The sequence below is a fragment of the Kribbella sp. NPDC002412 genome (assembly GCF_053592935.1).
Map to the genome: position 1 here is coordinate 89,532 of NZ_JBSFBL010000015.1, position 15,733 is coordinate 105,264.

Annotated in this window: 17 protein-coding genes; 9 read left to right on the top strand and 8 right to left on the bottom strand. The window is 68.0% G+C overall.

The genetic code is table 11. The annotated features are described in order from the left end of the window. Nucleotides 1-14: 14 nt before the first annotated feature. Both ACWCOV_RS15030 and ACWCOV_RS15035 read left to right on the top strand, forming a co-directional pair. Entirely contained in the window at nt 15-857 is an 843-nt protein-coding gene (locus ACWCOV_RS15030) for a helix-turn-helix domain-containing protein (RefSeq protein ID WP_449829809.1), read from the top strand. 33 nt (nt 858-890) lie between these two features. After that, nucleotides 891-1,244 (top strand): VOC family protein, encoded by a 354-nt coding sequence (locus ACWCOV_RS15035; RefSeq protein WP_449829810.1) that lies wholly within the window; start codon nt 891-893, stop codon nt 1,242-1,244. A gap of 2 nt (nt 1,245-1,246) precedes the next feature. Here ACWCOV_RS15035 and ACWCOV_RS15040 read toward each other — a convergent pair whose 3' ends face one another. The 8 genes from ACWCOV_RS15040 to ACWCOV_RS15075 form a co-directional block, all read right to left on the bottom strand. After that, nucleotides 1,247-1,534 (bottom strand): 4a-hydroxytetrahydrobiopterin dehydratase, encoded by a 288-nt coding sequence (locus ACWCOV_RS15040; protein ID WP_449829811.1) that lies wholly within the window; start codon nt 1,532-1,534, stop codon nt 1,247-1,249. Between the two features lie 10 nt (nt 1,535-1,544). Beyond that, a complete protein-coding gene (locus ACWCOV_RS15045) occupies nt 1,545-1,733 on the bottom strand; it encodes a hypothetical protein (protein WP_449829812.1) in 189 nt (62 codons plus the stop codon). Nucleotides 1,734-1,878: 145 nt separating this feature from the next. Continuing rightward, nucleotides 1,879-3,855 (bottom strand): ABC1 kinase family protein, encoded by a 1,977-nt coding sequence (locus tag ACWCOV_RS15050; protein ID WP_449829813.1) that lies wholly within the window; start codon nt 3,853-3,855, stop codon nt 1,879-1,881. A 113-nt stretch (nt 3,856-3,968) separates the two neighbouring features. Further along, nucleotides 3,969-4,721: a succinate dehydrogenase/fumarate reductase iron-sulfur subunit gene (locus tag ACWCOV_RS15055; protein ID WP_449829814.1), complete on the bottom strand. Its 753-nt coding sequence runs from the start codon at nt 4,719-4,721 to the stop codon at nt 3,969-3,971. A 69-nt stretch (nt 4,722-4,790) separates the two neighbouring features. Further along, complete coding sequence (locus ACWCOV_RS15060; protein ID WP_449829815.1) at nt 4,791-6,671, bottom strand: fumarate reductase/succinate dehydrogenase flavoprotein subunit; 1,881 nt, start codon at nt 6,669-6,671, stop codon at nt 4,791-4,793. A 17-nt stretch (nt 6,672-6,688) separates the two neighbouring features. Continuing rightward, nucleotides 6,689-7,489 (bottom strand): hypothetical protein, encoded by an 801-nt coding sequence (locus ACWCOV_RS15065; RefSeq protein ID WP_449829816.1) that lies wholly within the window; start codon nt 7,487-7,489, stop codon nt 6,689-6,691. Next, the gene (locus ACWCOV_RS15070) at nt 7,489-7,797 is read right to left on the bottom strand and encodes a hypothetical protein (RefSeq protein ID WP_449829817.1); all 309 of its coding nucleotides are present in this window, start codon (nt 7,795-7,797) and stop codon (nt 7,489-7,491) included. Before ACWCOV_RS15070 ends, ACWCOV_RS15065 begins: the two co-directional genes overlap by 1 nt. Nucleotides 7,798-7,904: 107 nt before the next feature. Continuing rightward, nucleotides 7,905-8,531: a hypothetical protein gene (locus ACWCOV_RS15075; protein ID WP_449829818.1), complete on the bottom strand. Its 627-nt coding sequence runs from the start codon at nt 8,529-8,531 to the stop codon at nt 7,905-7,907. A 103-nt stretch (nt 8,532-8,634) separates the two neighbouring features. On the opposite strand from ACWCOV_RS15075, the gene ACWCOV_RS15080 reads away from it, so the two are divergent. The 7 genes from ACWCOV_RS15080 to ACWCOV_RS15110 all read left to right on the top strand — a co-directional run bounded on the left by ACWCOV_RS15080 (nt 8,635) and on the right by ACWCOV_RS15110 (nt 15,720). Then, entirely contained in the window at nt 8,635-8,964 is a 330-nt protein-coding gene (locus ACWCOV_RS15080; protein WP_449829819.1) for a (deoxy)nucleoside triphosphate pyrophosphohydrolase, read from the top strand. Between the two features lie 179 nt (nt 8,965-9,143). Beyond that, entirely contained in the window at nt 9,144-10,190 is a 1,047-nt protein-coding gene (locus tag ACWCOV_RS15085; protein WP_449829820.1) for an ABC transporter permease, read from the top strand. A gap of 3 nt (nt 10,191-10,193) precedes the next feature. Continuing rightward, a complete protein-coding gene (locus ACWCOV_RS15090; RefSeq protein WP_449829821.1) occupies nt 10,194-11,198 on the top strand; it encodes an ABC transporter permease in 1,005 nt (334 codons plus the stop codon). A gap of 19 nt (nt 11,199-11,217) precedes the next feature. Beyond that, nucleotides 11,218-12,288 carry an ABC transporter ATP-binding protein gene (locus ACWCOV_RS15095; RefSeq protein ID WP_449829822.1) on the top strand — a complete coding sequence of 357 codons (1,071 nt, stop codon included), beginning with the start codon at nt 11,218-11,220 and terminating at the stop codon, nt 12,286-12,288. A 16-nt stretch (nt 12,289-12,304) separates the two neighbouring features. Further along, nucleotides 12,305-13,348, top strand: coding sequence for an ABC transporter ATP-binding protein (locus tag ACWCOV_RS15100; protein ID WP_449829823.1), 1,044 nt, complete (start codon nt 12,305-12,307; stop codon nt 13,346-13,348). A gap of 187 nt (nt 13,349-13,535) precedes the next feature. Next, the gene (locus ACWCOV_RS15105; protein ID WP_449829824.1) at nt 13,536-15,239 is read left to right on the top strand and encodes an ABC transporter substrate-binding protein; all 1,704 of its coding nucleotides are present in this window, start codon (nt 13,536-13,538) and stop codon (nt 15,237-15,239) included. Between the two features lie 184 nt (nt 15,240-15,423). Beyond that, the gene (locus ACWCOV_RS15110) at nt 15,424-15,720 is read left to right on the top strand and encodes a LuxR C-terminal-related transcriptional regulator (protein ID WP_449829825.1); all 297 of its coding nucleotides are present in this window, start codon (nt 15,424-15,426) and stop codon (nt 15,718-15,720) included. The last annotated feature ends 13 nt before the right edge of the window (nt 15,721-15,733 follow it).

The following is a 15,733-nucleotide window of genomic DNA, read 5'->3' on the forward strand; positions in this document are numbered from 1 at the left end:
CATATCGTGAGCCCGTGGTCGCCTACCTCCGCGTTCCTCCACCCGACGAGCAGCGTGACGTCGTCGAGCACTACTGGATGATCGAGTCCGCGGGATCCAGCGAAGTGCACCGCGAGATCCTGATCCCGAACGGCCGACCGGCTCTCGCGATCGCGCTGGCAGAACCGGGCCGACGGCACGATCCGGTGAGCGGCGCGCAGTGGGTCAACGACGCCTCCCTGTTCGGCATCATGACCAGGCCGCACGTCCTCACCCAGTCCGGTCCGTCGAGCTACGCCGGCGTGGAGCTGAAACCCTGGGGAGTCGCCGCGCTGGGCGTTGCGGGCGGGTTGGTCGACGGCGTGGTGTCGCTGGACGGCTGGCTTGGTCCTGGTACGACGGACAGCCTGATGCGGGCGCTTCGACGGCGGGAGTTCGGCGCGGCGCGGGCGGCCGAGTTAGCGGCTTTCCTGCAACCCCGGCTGTGTCCGCTGCAGACGGACCTCGTGGATCGGGCCGTGCGGCTGATCGACGAGAGCCGCGGTGGCCTGCCGGTCGCGACCCTGGCCGCCGAGCTCGGTACGTCGTACCCGACCCTGCATCGCGTGTTCAGCGCGCTGACCGGTGTGGGCCCGAAGAAGTTCAGCGAGATCGTGCGGTTCTTCCACTTCGTCGGTGGGCTGCTCGGCGGACCGTCTGATGCCGCTGCGACGTTGGCGGCGCTGCACGGGTACTACGACCAAGCGCACGCGGCCCGGGACTTCAAGAAGTACACGGGTGTGAGCGCGTCGTCGTTCCGGGAGCTGGAGAACGGGATCGCAGCGCTGATGCATGAGAGATCTGTCCAAGACGCCAGCGGGCCGGCCGGGACAGGCTGAAGGCACAGACCGCAAACATCGAAGGAGTGCACGGTGGGACGGATCATTCATGTCGAGCTGACGGCTACCGACCTGGACCGGGCAGCAGCCTTCTACGCAACGGCGTTCGGCTGGACGACGGAGTCGTCACCGTTCGTCGGCGGCTACCTGGTCGCGTCGACCGGACCGGGCGACGGGATCGACGGTGCGATCATGACGCGGGAGTACCAGCAGCAGCCCGCGATTCCCTGGATCGCCGTCGAGGATCTCGACGCCACGCTGGACGCGGTGGCCCGCGGCGGTGGGGCAGCAGCGAGCGACCCACAGGAACTTCCCGGGGTCGGGCGGCTCGCGTACGTCCGGGACCCCGACGGCAACCTGCTAGGGGTGCGCCAGCACGTCGGCTGAGATCAGCCGGCGGCGGTGTCGATGTGGCGGGCCAGGACGAGGTCGTCGTCGGTGATGCCGCCGCGGTCGTGGCTGCTGACCCGGAACGTGATGGTGGTCCAGCGGATGTCGATGTCCGGGTGGTGGTTCATCGACTCGGCCAGCTGGGCGACCGTCGCGACCAGGCGGATGCCGTCCAGGAACGTCTCCCGCTTGATGCTGCGGACCAGCGCGTTGTCCGCGAACTTCCACAGCGGCAGGTGGTCGCGGATCGCAGCGTCGATCTGGTCATCGGTCAGCAGTTCAGCCATGCGCCACACTCTAGACCGAATCCACGCGGCGCACTCGACCCGCGGTGAGCAGGGTGGCGAGCAAGGTGCCGCTGACCGCGAGCGCGGTGGCGATGCTCATGGTCGCCGCCATCTGGGCCGAGCTGCTGGTGCGGCCGGAGTTGCCGGCGTCGGACAGGTCGAGGGTGAGCACCGACAGGCTCGACGAGCTCAAGCCCATGCCGACGCCCCGCGACCACCATCGGCATCGCCGTCGCCGTACCGACCAGCAACTGCGCCAGGGTGAAGGCGATCGCGCCGGTGCGCAGGGTCGGGATCGGGCCGCGCCGGTCGGACCACAGGCCGGCGACCGCGAGCAAGATCAGTCAAGACCGGCTGCTGTCGGGGAGCCGGAACACCAGCACGAGAACGCGCAGTACCAAGACCACGCAGATCACCAGCAGGTTGTAGGCGAACAGCTGGTACAGCGTCATCGTCTCGGTGATCTTCGGGCCGCCCGGCGTCCCGAGCAGCAGCACCGCCATCAGCCCGGCGGTCGCGCCGAGGACGGCGAGCAGGGCTTGGTGCAGCAGCGTGGTCATGTGCCGGCGGTCGCGGTCGTCCGCGAACAGCCGGACGTTCAGCCCGAGGCGTCCGCTCTCGGCCGCGGCGGCGATCCGGTCGATCCGGCGGGGCAGTCGCCGCAACATCGGCAACAACGTGGCGAGTTCCTCGGTCGCCGTACGGCGTAACGCGTCCGGCGCGAGGCGGTCCGTCACATGTGCCGCGGCGAACTGGCGCGACGCGGCAACCAGGTCGAACCCGGGGGAGATCCGCGAGATCGTGCCCTCGATGGTGGCCAGCGCGCGGAACACCGCGGCCACCTCCGGGGGTACGCCGAGGTCGTGCGACGTGATGATCTTGAACAGGTCGTTGAACATCGCCGGTCCCAGCGCCACACCGGCCGCGAGGTGCCGGGTCATGAACTGGCCGACGGCGCGTTCGAGACCGCGCTCGTCGATCACGTCCGGGCGGTAGACGATCTCCAGCAGGGCATCGGTCGCCGCGACCGGGTCGCCGTGGTCGATCGCGAGCAGGAACCGCTGCAACGCCTCGCGGGTGGCCGGATCGAGCCGGCCGACGGAGCCGAGGTCGAGCATGCCGATCCGGCCGTCGGTCAGCAGCAGGAAGTTGCCGGGATGCGGGTCGGCGTGGAAGACGCCGTCGATCGCGACCTGGCCGAGCAGGCAGTCGAACAACGTGCGGCCGAGCCGCGCCGGATCCAGGCCTCGGTCGGCGATCGCATCGGCGGCGTTGCCGAGGCCGATGCCGTCCAGGCGCTGCATCGTCAGCACACGGCGGGCCGAGGCGCGCGGGTACAGCTCGGGGACGACCAGGTCGTTGTTCGAGGCAACCGATTGGCCGGCCGCCACGGTGGCCATGTTGCCGGCCTCGACGGTGAAGTCGAGCTCCTCGCGCATCGCGTCGGCGAACCCGTCGGCGAGCGCGCGGACGCCCATCGCCCGGCCCCAGTCGGTGTTCCGCTCCAGCAGCCGGGCCAGTCGCCGGACGATGTCGAGATCCCGCTCGACGACCGCGCCGATGCCAGGCCGCTGGACCTTGACCACGACGTCGTGTCCCTCGGGCAGGCGCGCCTTGTGGACCTGGGCGACACTCGCGGCGGCCAGCGGCTCGGTGTCGAAGTCGGCGTACACCAGGTGCGGTGGTGCGCCGAGCTCCTCGGTGACAACGGACTCGATCTCCGGCCACGGCGCGGGGGAGACCTGGTCCTGCAGGCGGCTCAGCTCGTCGGCGACCGTGGCCGGGATGACGTCGCTGCGGGTGGAGAGCACCTGGCCGAGCTTGACGAAGGTGACGCCGGCCTCGTCGAGCGCCAGCCGCAGCGAGCGGGCGAGCTCGGCCTGGCCGGCCGCGTTCTCCCGGCCGGGACGGCGACGGCCGCGGAGGTACGGCCCGAGGCCGTGCCGGATCGCGATCCGGAGGATCTGCAGGTAACGCTTGGTGCGGGCGATCCGGCCGGTGAGGTCGCGGCGCAGATCGCGGGCCCGCGGCAACGACCCGGTCGGCACGATCGCCTCGGCGAGGACCAGGAAGATCAGGCCGGACAGCACCGAGCACAGCGTGGTCAGGGCGAACAACGCGACGGCGGCCGCGCCGGACCCCTGGAACGGCAGCGGCCCGACCAGTCCGCGCGCGATCGGGTTGAACAACGCCAGCGTCAGCCCGGCTCCGGCCGCAAGCCGCACCAGCCCGAACCGCACGCCCAGCAACCGCTGCGCGACCGGCACGAAGATCACCATGAAGATGACGATGTTGACCAGCCCGAAGATCACCGCGTCCATGCCTTGAACAGTAGGTGCTGTGCCGGCTGGGCCGGATCACCCGCGCGATGGACGTGTCCCTGAGCCGGGCAGCAGAAAGCCCCCGGTCCGGGACCGGGGGCTTTCCGCGCGACTCAGGCCGGGCGGCGGCGGATCTTGTTGCCCAGCCAGACCAGCGGGTCGTACTTGCGGTCGACGACGCGCTCCTTCATCGGGATCAGCGCGTTGTCGGTGATCTTGATGTGCTCGGGGCACACCTCGGTGCAGCACTTGGTGATGTTGCAGTAGCCCAGGCCGTGCTGCTCCTGCGCCTCGTGCTGGCGGTCGGCGGCGTCGAGCGGGTGCATGTCCAGCTCGGCGATCCGCATCAGGAACCGCGGACCGGAGAAGTTCTCCTTGTTCTCCTCGTGGTCCCGGATCACGTGACAGGTGTTCTGGCACAGGAAGCATTCGATGCACTTGCGGAACTCCTGCGAGCGCTCCACGTCGACCTGCTGCATCCGGTACTCGCCCGGCTTCAGGTCCGCCGGCGGGGTGAAGGCCGGGATCTCCCGCGCCTTGGTGTAGTTGTACGAGACGTCGGTGACCAGGTCCCGCATCACCGGGAAGGTGCGCATCGGGGTGACCGTGACGACCTCGTCCTCCTCGAACGTGTTCATCCGGCACATGCACATCAGCTTCGGCATGCCGTTGATCTCGGCGCTGCAGGAGCCGCACTTGCCGGCCTTGCAGTTCCACCGGACCGCGAGGTCCGGCGCCTGCGTCGCCTGCAGCCGGTGGATCACGTCGAGGACGACCTCGCCCTCGTTCACCTCGACCTCGTAGTCCTTGAGCTCACCGCCCTCGGCATCTCCCCGCCAGACGCGGAATTTCCCCTTGTAGCTCATCGACGTCCTCGCTTCGCTCCGGGCGCCGATGAGCAGAGCTCGCAGTGCTTGTTGATGCCTTCGCTTCGCTCAGCCATGAGCGGGCAGCTCCTCATCCGTGAGGTACTTCTTCAGCTCGTCGAGCTCGAACAGTTCGAGCAGGTCGTCCCGCATCGGGACCTGCTCCTTCTCGGTCACGGTCACGCCGCCGTCGGCGTCCAGCCCGCAGACCAGCAGCTTCTTGCGCCACTCGGCCGACATGGTCGGGTAGTCGTCGCGGGTGTGGCCGCCGCGCGACTCCTGCCGCTGCAGCGCGGCCTTGGCCACACACTCCGACACGGTCAGCATGTTGCGCAGGTCGAGCGCCAGGTGCCAGCCGGGGTTGAACTGCCGGTGACCCTCCACCGTCATCTTCGCGATCCGGCCGCGGTACTCGGCGAGCTTGCCGAGCGCCTGCTCCATCTCCTCTTCCTTGCGGATGATGCCGACCAGGTCGTTCATCGACTGCTGCAGTTCCTGGTGGATCGAGTACGGGTTCTCGCCGCCCTCGAGCTCGAACGGCGCCAGCGCCTCGCGCGCCGCACTGTCGATGTCGTCCTCGGCGATCTTCGGCCGGCTCTGCAGCGAGTCGACGTACATCGCCGCGCCCATGCCGGCCCGGCGGCCGAACACCAGCAGGTCGGACAGCGAGTTGCCGCCCAGCCGGTTCGAGCCGTGCATGCCGCCCGCCACCTCACCGGCCGCGAACAGGCCGGGTACGACGGACTGCGCGGTGTCCGGGTCGACCTCCACACCGCCCATCACGTAGTGGCAGGTCGGGCCGACCTCCATCGGCTCGGCGGTGATGTCGACGTCCGCGAGCTCCTTGAACTGGTGGTGCATCGACGGCAGCCGGCGGGTGATCTCCTCGGCCGGGAGCCGCGACGACACGTCCAGGAACACCCCGCCGTGCGGGGTGCCGCGGCCGGCCTTCACCTCGGAGTTGATCGCCCGGGCGACCTCGTCGCGCGGCAGCAGCTCCGGTGGACGCCGGTTGTTGTCCGGGTCCTTGTACCAGCGGTCGGCCTCGTCCTCGGTCTCCGCGTACTGCGCCCGGAACACGTCCGGCACGTACTCGAACATGAACCGCTTGCCCTCGGAGTTCTTCAGCACGCCGCCGTCACCGCGGACCGACTCGGTGACCAGGATGCCCTTCACCGACGGCGGCCAGACCATGCCGGTCGGGTGGAACTGGATGAACTCCATGTTGATCAGGGTCGCGCCGGCCCGCATCGCCAGCGCGTGCCCGTCACCGGTGTACTCCCACGAGTTCGAGGTCACCTTGAAGGACTTGCCGACGCCGCCGGTGGCCAGCACCACGGCCGGGGCGTCGAACAGGATGAACCGGCCGGACTCGCGCCAGTACCCGAACGCGCCGGAGATCGCGTCGCCGTCCTTGAGCAGCTCGGTGACGGTGCACTCGGCGTACACCTTGAGGTTGGCCTCGTAGTCGCCGGTCTCGGCGAAGTCCTCCTGCTGCAGCGAGACGATCTTCTGCTGCAGGGTGCGGATCAGCTCCAGGCCGGTGCGGTCGCCGACGTGCGCCAGCCGTGGGTAGGTGTGGCCGCCGAAGTTGCGCTGGCTGATCCGGCCGTCCGCGGTCCGGTCGAACAGGGCGCCGTACGACTCCAGCTCCCAGACCCGGTCCGGGGCCTCCTGGGCGTGCAGCTCGGCCATCCGCCAGTTGTTCAGGAACTTGCCGCCGCGCATCGTGTCGCGGTAGTGGACCTGCCAGTTGTCGTTGGAGTTCGCGTTGCCCATCGCGGCCGCGCAGCCACCCTCGGCCATCACGGTGTGCGCCTTGCCGAACAGCGACTTGCACACGATCGCGGTGCGCTTGCCCTGCTCGCGGGCCTCGATCGCCGCCCGCAGGCCGGCGCCGCCGGCCCCGATCACGACGACGTCGTAGGTGTGTCGTTCGAGCTCAGTCATGACAGAGAAAGTCCGTATCAGTTGAAGAAGCGCAGGTCGGAGAACCAGCCGGCCGACAACGCCATGATGTAGGCGTCGGTCAGGATCACGGTGAACAGCGACGTCATCGCGAAGGTGCCGTGCTTGGGGTTCAGCTTGGACACGAAGGTCCAGTACCGGTAGCGCATCGGGTGCTTGGAGAAGTTCTTCAGCCGGCCGCCGACGATGTGCCGGCAGGCGTGGCAGGACAGCGTATAAAGCCAGAGCATCACCAGGTTGACCCAGATGATCACCGTGCCCAGGCCGATGCCGAAGCCGCCGTCCTTGCCGTGGAAGGCGAGGATGCCGTCGTACACGTTGAGCAGGCCGAAGACGATCGCGCCGTAGAAGAAGTAGCGGTGCAGGTTCAGCGCGACCAGCGGGAACTTGCTCTCACCGGTGTACTTCTTGTGCGGCTCCGGGACCGCGCAGGCGGCCGGCGCGAAGAACAGCGACCGGTAGCCGGCCTTGCGGTAGTAGTAGCAGGTGCCCCGGAACCCGGCCAGCACCGCGAACGTGATGATGCTCAGCGGCAGGAACACCGGGAACTTGGGGAACCAGGTGCCCAGATGGCTGGAGCCGGGGACACAGGAATCGCTGATACAGGGTGAGTACAGCGGGGTGAGGTAGTGGTACGCGTCGACCCAATACCACTTGTTCATGAAGATCCGGATCGTCGCGTAGACGATGAAGAAGGCCAGGATCACCCCGATCCGCAGCGGCGCCAGCCACCAGCGATCGGTTCTTAGGGTTTTCTCCCCGATCTGTGCGCGACCGGGTGCGTCAACACCAGTAGCCATCAGGGCGCGTGCCGATCCGGCGCGCCGAAGCCTTCGTGTTCCGCGTCGGTCCACATGGACGCGTCATACTCCACGTCGGGAATCTCCTCGAGTTCCTCCGGAACGGGTCCGGGTCTGTGACGGGGGTCGGGCGGGCCTAGCTCGGCCAGGTCGTCGTTCAGCCTGGCCACGTCCGACACCAACCGGCGGATGCCGAGAGTGTCACCGTACTCCTGGCTCAGTTTCCCGACGGCCGCATGCAGCGTCTCGAGCGCCCGGACGACCGCGGCAACGCCGCTGTTGCCCTCACTGTTCAACTCAGGACCCATGCCGACTCCAGTGATGGTTTTGTAGCTGTCAGTATGCGCACACTTTGCCTCCGCCGAGCGCGCAGGGGAAGACCCCTCGGTACGGCGTGTTTCTAGTAAGGCATACCTCAGTTGCCGTGCGCGGTCGAGTGCAGTAATGGAGTGAATCCGGCCTTCAGTACAACGAGATTCGCCGGCGGCGTGAGTACGGCGACCTCGTGCAGCCCGGGTGGCCGGACCGGATCGCCGTACCCCTCCCAGGACCAGGGCAGCACGTGGTGGTCGAGCACCAGGGCCGGCCTGCCGTCGAACCGGATCATCGCTCCGTCGGGGAGTTGGTCGAGCTCCTGGATCGTGGTGCGCTGCTGCCGGGTGCGGGAGTCGACGCGCTCGAGGTGGAGCTGTGCGTCCATCGCGGGGGCGCGCGGGCGCTCGTCGAGACCGCGACCGCTGGCCCACGCGCCGGCGTACCGGAGGAAGTCCCTGCGGCGGCAGTACGCGCAGGGGCGATGGCCGGCCGCGAGGGCGACGGCCTCGTCGAAGAAGAACAGTGCGGTCCACCGGCCCGGCGGCATCGGGTCGCGCCGGACGCCCTTCCAGTCGAGCACGCAGCAGATCCAGGCCTTCGACCGCCAGCGTGTGGTGCCGAGCCGGCGGTCCGGGCCGTGCAGGGTGCCGCGGTTGCCCATCAGCAGGCCGCGGCCCGGCTCGGCGACGATCTCCTGGGTCGGCAGGACCCTGTTCTGCAGCGGCACGACCAGATCCTCTCGCGGGCCACCGACAGTCCGTCTGGCACAGTGCGTGTCCGTGAGTGAACGGCAGGTGGTGATCGGGGTCGCGGTGATCCGGCACGGCTAGGTGCTGGCCGCGTTGCGGTCCGGGCCGGCGGGCGGCTGGGAGTTCCCCGGCGGCAAGGTCGAGCCGGGCGAGACGGAGCGTGCTGCGGGCGCCCGGGAGCTGGCCGAGGAGCTCGGTGTGCGGATCGAGGTGGGGGAGTCGCTGGGCGCCGCCGTACCGATCAACGAAACGTATGCCCTCCGGGTCTACGCGGCCGAGTTGGTGGCCGGTGTGCCGGTTCCGCACGAGCACGGCGAGCTCCGGTGGGTCGGCGCGGCCGAGCTCGGCGGACTGGACTGGCTGCCGGCCGACCGGCCCTTCCTGCCGGCGGTTCGAAGATTGCTCAGTTAATTGCTCAGGTTTCGAGCGTGAACTGCTCAGTTGGCCAACCTGAACAGTCACGATTCGGTGACTAGCGCCCCCGTTGGATAGCGTCCACACTGCGAGATACGTAGGGTTCCCGGGAACCCCCGGGAGGTCCGGGGGTGGCTGGGGGTGCACTCACAGTTGAAGGGGCGAGGTGACGTTCAATGACGCTGGGGGTGTCGGAGGCGCAGAGCCCGGATGAGGGACTGCCGGCAGATCATCTGGCCGAGACCACCGAGGCGAAGCAGATCGAAGGCCGGTCGCTCGGTCAGATCGCGTGGGCCCGGCTCAAGCGGGACAAGATCGCGGTTGCCAGCGCGATCGTGATCCTGCTCATCATCGCGGTGGCGGTGTTCGCACCGCTCATCGTGAAGCTGAACGGGTTCCCGCCCGATCAGTTCAACAAGACCAACGCCGCCGGCGAGCCGCTGCTGAACACCCGGGACGGAGGTATCCCGATCGGTGGGCTCTGGGGCAGTGGCACCAGCAGCGAGCACTGGCTCGGGGTCGAACCGCAGAACGGCCGGGACGTGTTCTCCCGGCTGGTGTACGGAACCCGCGTGTCGCTGCTGGTCGCGCTCGGCGGCACCATCATCGCGGTCATCCTCGGCACCGTCATCGGCATGGTGTCCGGGTACTTCCACGGCTGGATCGACACGCTGCTCAGCCGGCTGATGGACATCATGCTGAGCTTCCCGACGCTGCTGTTCATCATGGCGCTGACGCCGGTGATCGCGGACCGCGGGCAGGCGATGTTCGGCATCCCGGACGACAACAAGTTACGCATGGGCGTGCTGATGTTCGTGCTCGGGTTCTTCGGCTGGGCCTACCTGGCCCGAATAGTTCGAGGGCAGACGCTGTCGCTGCGAGAACGGGAGTTCGTCGAAGCGGCCAGGTCGCTCGGCGCCGGCCCGCTGTACGTGATCTTCCGGCAGGTGCTGCCGAACCTGCTCCCGACGCTGCTGGTCTACACGACCCTGCTGATCCCGAGCTACATCACCGCCGAGGCGGCGCTGTCGTTCCTGGGTGTCGGGATCAAGGAGCCCACCTCGTCGTGGGGCCGGATGATCGCCGACGCGTCGGACTGGATCGAGAGCAACCCGCTGTACCTGTTCTTCCCGGGCATCGCGCTGTTCATCACCGTGCTGGCGTTCAACCTGCTCGGCGACTCGGTCCGCGACGCTCTCGACCCGCGTGCCGGAAGGGGCTGACCGATGGGCCGCTACCTGATCCGCCGCCTCCTGCAGACGGTGGTCATCCTGTTCGTGATCAGCGCGATCACGTTCTTCCTGTTCTGGGCGACCCCGGCCAACCCGGCTCTGCTGATCTGCGGGAAGAACTGCAACACCGAGACGGTCGCCCAGGTCAACGCGACGTACGGGTTCGACGACCCGCTGATCGTGCAGTACGGCACCTACATGCAGGGGCTGGTCAGCCCCGGCGGCCGCACGATCGGCTCCGAGGGCAGCGAGCGGGCGTGCCCGTGGCCGTGCTTCGGCGAGTCGTACCAGAACGGCATCCCGGTCTGGGACTCGATCTCGGACGCGTTCCCGGCGACCCTCTGGCTGGCTGTCGGAGCCGCCGTCCTCTGGCTGGTGGCCGGCGTGATGCTGGGACTTGTCGCGGCACTGCGCAAGGGGAAGTTCATCGACAAGCTGAGCGTCGGGATCGCCCTGTTCGGCGTGTCCTTCCCGACGCTGGTGTTCGGGTACCTGCTGCTGTTCGTCTTCATCGTCAAGCTGCAATGGCTGCCGTTCCCCGACACAGCCAACGCGGCGCTGTTCAGCGTCGGGCCGGTGAAGTGGCTGCAGTTCTACATCTTGCCGTGGATGACGCTGGCGCTGGTGTACGCGGCGCTCTACACCCGGCTCACCCGCGCCAACATGATCGACACGATGAACGAGGACTACATCCGGACCGCACGGGCCAAGGGCCTCGGCGAGCGGAGCGTGGTGTTCAAGCACGGGCTCCGCGCCGCGCTGACGCCGATCGTGACCATCTTCGGCCTGGACCTCGGCGGTCTGCTCGGCGGCGCGGTGATCACCGAGCAGATCTTCAGCATCACCGGGCTCGGGAAGTTCGCGATCGACTCGGTGCTCGGCAACGACCTTCCCGCGATCATGGGCGTGGTGCTGTTCGCGGCGATCTTCGTCGTCCTCGCGAACGTCGTCGTCGACATCCTGTACGCCATCATCGACCCGCGCGTGCGGCTGTCCTGAGCAGGTCGGAGGAGACGTTGTGACCGAGTCCGTGACCAAGGCGGAGCCGCGCGAGCCCGCGGTCGGCAAGCCGTTCCTGGAGCTCAAGGACCTGCAGGTGCACTTCCCGACCGACGACGGTGTGGTGAAGGCGGTGAACGGCCTGAGCTTCACCCTGGAGCGCGGTAAGACGCTGGGAATCGTCGGCGAGTCCGGCTCCGGCAAGAGCGTGTCCAGCCTGGCCATCATGGGCCTGCACAAGGGCAGCCGGGCGAAGGTGTCCGGGGAGATCTGGCTGGACGGCGCCGAGCTGGTGTCGATGTCGGTGGAGGAGATCCGCCGGCTGCGTGGCCGGCAGATGTCGATGATCTTCCAGGACCCGCTGTCGGCGATGCACCCGTTCTACAAGGTCGGCGAGCAGCTCAGCGAGGCCTACCTGGTGCACCACGACGCACCGAAGGCCGTGGCCAAGAAGCGGGCCATCGAGCTGCTGGACCGGGTCGGCATCCCGTCGCCGCAGAAGCGGTACGACGACTACCCGCACCAGTTCTCCGGCGGTATGCGGCAGCGCGCGATGATCGCGATGGCGCTGATGTGCGACCCGTCGCTGCTGATCGCCGACGAGCCGACCACCGCGCTGGACGTCACCGTGCAGGCGCAGATCCTGGACCTGATGCTGGATCTGCAGAAGGAGTTCAACTCCGCGATCATCATGATCACCCACGACCTCGGCGTGGTCGCCCAGATGACCCAGGACGTGGTGGTGATGTACGGCGGCCGCGTGGTCGAGGCCGGCAACGTCCGGGACATCTTCTACCGGCCGGAGATGCCCTACACCTGGGGCCTGCTCGGCTCGATCCCGAAGGTGAACCGCAGCGGCGACCAGCGGCTCAAGTCGATCCGCGGCACCCCGCCGTCGCTGATCAACCTGCCCACGGGCTGCCCGTTCCAGCCGCGCTGCGACTACCAGCAGCACGTCGAGGGGCACTCCTGCGTCAACGAGCTGCCCGAGCTGCTGCAGGTCGACACCAGCGGGCACCGGGTCCGCTGCCACATCGACGCCGAGCGGCGGAAACAGTTGTTCGCCGAGCAGATCAAGCCGAACCTGTGAAGCGCGAGGAGCGATCGTGAGTACGACGACATCGGCGGAACAGGCGCCGGCCGCAGAGCCCAAGCAGAGGGAGCTGCTGCTCGAGACCACCGCTCTGCAGCGGTACTTCCCAGTGACCCGTGGCATCGTCTTCCAGAAGCAGACCGGCGCGGTGAAGGCGGTCGACGGGGTCGATCTGGCCATCCACGCCGGCGAGACGCTCGGCGTGGTCGGCGAGTCCGGCTGCGGGAAGACCACGACCGGGCGGCTGGTGACCAGGCTGGACGAGCCCACCGGCGGCCAGATCAAGTTCCTGGGCGAGGACATCAGCCACCTGAACCGGGCCAAGATGCGGCCGTTCCGGCGCGAGATCCAGATGATCTTCCAGGACCCGTTCTCCTCGCTGAACCCGCGGCAGACGGTCGGCGCCATCATCTCGGCGCCGTTCGACATCCAGAAGGTGAAGACCGAGAGCGGGACCAAGAAGGCCGTCCAGGCGCTGATGGAGCGGGTCGGGCTGAACCCGGAGCACTACAACCGGTACCCGCACGAGTTCTCCGGCGGCCAGCGGCAGCGCATCGGCGTCGCCCGGGCGCTGGCCCTGCGGCCCAAGCTGATCGTCTGCGACGAGCCGGTGTCCGCGCTGGACGTCTCGATCCAGGCCCAGATCGTCAACCTGCTGGAGGACCTGCAGGACGAGTTCGGGCTGGCCTACCTGTTCATCGCGCACGACCTGTCGGTGATCCGGCACATCTCCGACCGGGTCGCGGTGATGTACCTGGGCAAGGTGGTCGAGACCGCCGAACGGGACGAGCTCTACAACCACGCCCGGCACCCGTACACGCATGCCCTGCTGTCGGCGGTCCCGGAAGCCGACCCGGACGCCGCGCTCGAGCGCGAACGCATCCGGCTCACCGGGGACGTGCCGAGCCCTCTCAATCCGCCGTCGGGTTGCCGGTTCCGGACCCGGTGCTGGAAGGCGCAGGAGATCTGCGCCGAGCAGGAACCGCCGCTTGTCCAGATCGGCGCCCCTGGTCACAAAGCGGCCTGTCATTTCCCGGAGGAACGCGATGTGATCTGAGCATTACAGACAGCATCCGTGAGATTGAGGCACGGCACTGAATGGGTCACGATCCGGTCAAACCGGCCGAACTCGATTGCGCCACTTGTGAATACGTGAGTTGATCACCGCGACATTGAGGAAGAGAACTTTCTTCAAGCCGCCGTGACCCGGCGTCGATTGTCATTTACAGGAAGGAACACTGGCCATGGAGCACGTCAAGCGAACCGGGGTGGCGATCGCCGCGGGGTTCGCCCTGACCCTGACGGCAGCAGCCTGCGGTGGGGACGAAGGGGGCAGCAGCGCCCCGAGCGGGCAAGACGCGGCCGGTGCCAAGGGGGGCACCGTCACCGTTTACCACGTGAACGACGTGGAACACCTCGACCCCGCGCGTAACTTCGTCACCGACTCCAACATGATCGGCAAGCTGATCACCAGGACGCTGACGGACTACCGGTACGACGCGAAGGCGAAGAAGCTGATCCTGGAGAAGGACCTCGCCGAGAGCTACGAGTCCAGCCCGGACTTCAAGACCTGGACCTTCAAGCTGAAGGACGGCCTCAAGTACGAGGACGGCACGCCGGTCAAGGCGGCCGACATCAAGTACAACGCCGAGCGCTCGTTCTCCGCCGACATGTCCGAGGGTGCGCCGTACGCGCACGAGTACCTCGACTGCCCGGGCTACAAGGGCCCGTACGTCGCCGGCAACAACGGCGGCAAGGGCTGCACCGCGATGGAGGTGCCGGACGACAAGACCATCATCTTCAAGCTGAACCGCCCGGTCTCGTCCTTCGACGGCACCACGAGCATGAAGGTCTTCTCGCCGGTCCCGGCGGCCAAGGACACCAAGACGGCGTACGACAACCGTCCGGTCTCCACCGGTCCGTACAAGATCGAGACCTACACCCGCAAGAAGCAGCTCGTGCTGGTCCGCAACGACCAGTGGGACCAGAAGACGGACCCGCTGCGCAACGCGCTGCCGGACAAGTTCATCTTCAAGTTCGGTGACGCCGAGGCGACCGTCGACCAGCGGCTGATCGCGGACGGCACCGCCGACAAGAGCTCGGTGAGCTTCGCCGGTGTGCAGCCGGAGAACATCGCCAAGACCAACCAGGCGAACGTCAAGGACCGCGTGGTCGAGGGCACCGACATCTGCCGCCGGTACATCGCGTTCAACGAGCAGAAGCCGCTGCTGAAGAACCAGAAGCTGCGCGAGGCGCTGTACTACGGCCTCGACCGCACCAGCTACCGCGACGGTCGTGGTGGCGAGCGGCTCGCTGCGGTGGTCGACTCGATCATTCCGCAGGACATGGAGGGCTACAAGGCGGAGGAGCACTTCAAGGCTCCGCCGGAGGGTGACCCGGCGAAGGCCAAGCAGCTGCTGACCGAGTCCGGCTACAAGGGCGAGAAGCTGGTGCTGGGTACGGCGGACTCCGGTCTGGCCGTGAAGGCTGCCGAGGCCGCGCAGGCGTCCTGGAAGGCTGTCGGGATCAACGTCGACATCCGGAAGATCCCGGGTGACAACTACTACTCGACGCAGCAGCAGGACTCCGGCGCGACCGACCTGATCACCGCGGGCTGGTGCTACGACTGGGCGAGCCTGACGACGATCGTTCCGTCCGTCCTCGGACCGGACACGACCGCCCCGGGCAAGGCTGCGCAGAACAACTACGCCCGTAGCCAGGCCGGGTGGGACAAGATGGCCGAGCTGGCCAAGGAGTCCGACAAGGCCAAGGTCGAGGCCGGCCTGTCCGACCTCTACGCCGAGATCATGAAGACGGCGCCGCTGGTGCCGACCGTTCAGGACCTCAACGTGTACGTCGTGGGCTCGAACATCGCCAACGCGGTGGCCGACCCGAACACCGGTGGTCTGCCGGACCTGACCCAGATCGGCCTGAAGCAGGCCGGCTGATCTGAGCTGATCCACAACTGAACAGCAAACCGGAGAGGGCGGTGCCTGGTGGCGCCGCCCTCTTCTGCTGTCCCCGGCCGGGTGCAGGGCCCAGTTGTATGGGTCATCTGTATGGGTTGTACCTGGTGACGGGCCGGGCCGGGCGAAAGAATCTCCACTCTGAGCCCTTGGGGAGGAGCGAGCTATGCCGGTCTACCAGGTCGTCCCAGCGGTACGCAGGGACGACGCCGCCCCGGAGATCGTCTGCGACGTCTACGAGCTGGGTGCCCGCCGCCGGACGCCGGCGGCCGTGAAGGAGCTGACCAGCCGTCAGGTCGCGATCGGCCGGATGATGTCGACCGGCGCGAAGGACGCCGCGATCGCCCGCGAGCTGGGGCTGTCGCTGCGGACGGTCCGGGCCGAGATCAGCGCGCTGATCGCCGGTCTCGGCGCCAAGTCCCGGTTCCAGGCCGGCTGCCTGCTGGTCCGCCGCTTCGGCTGAGCCGCGCTCCTGC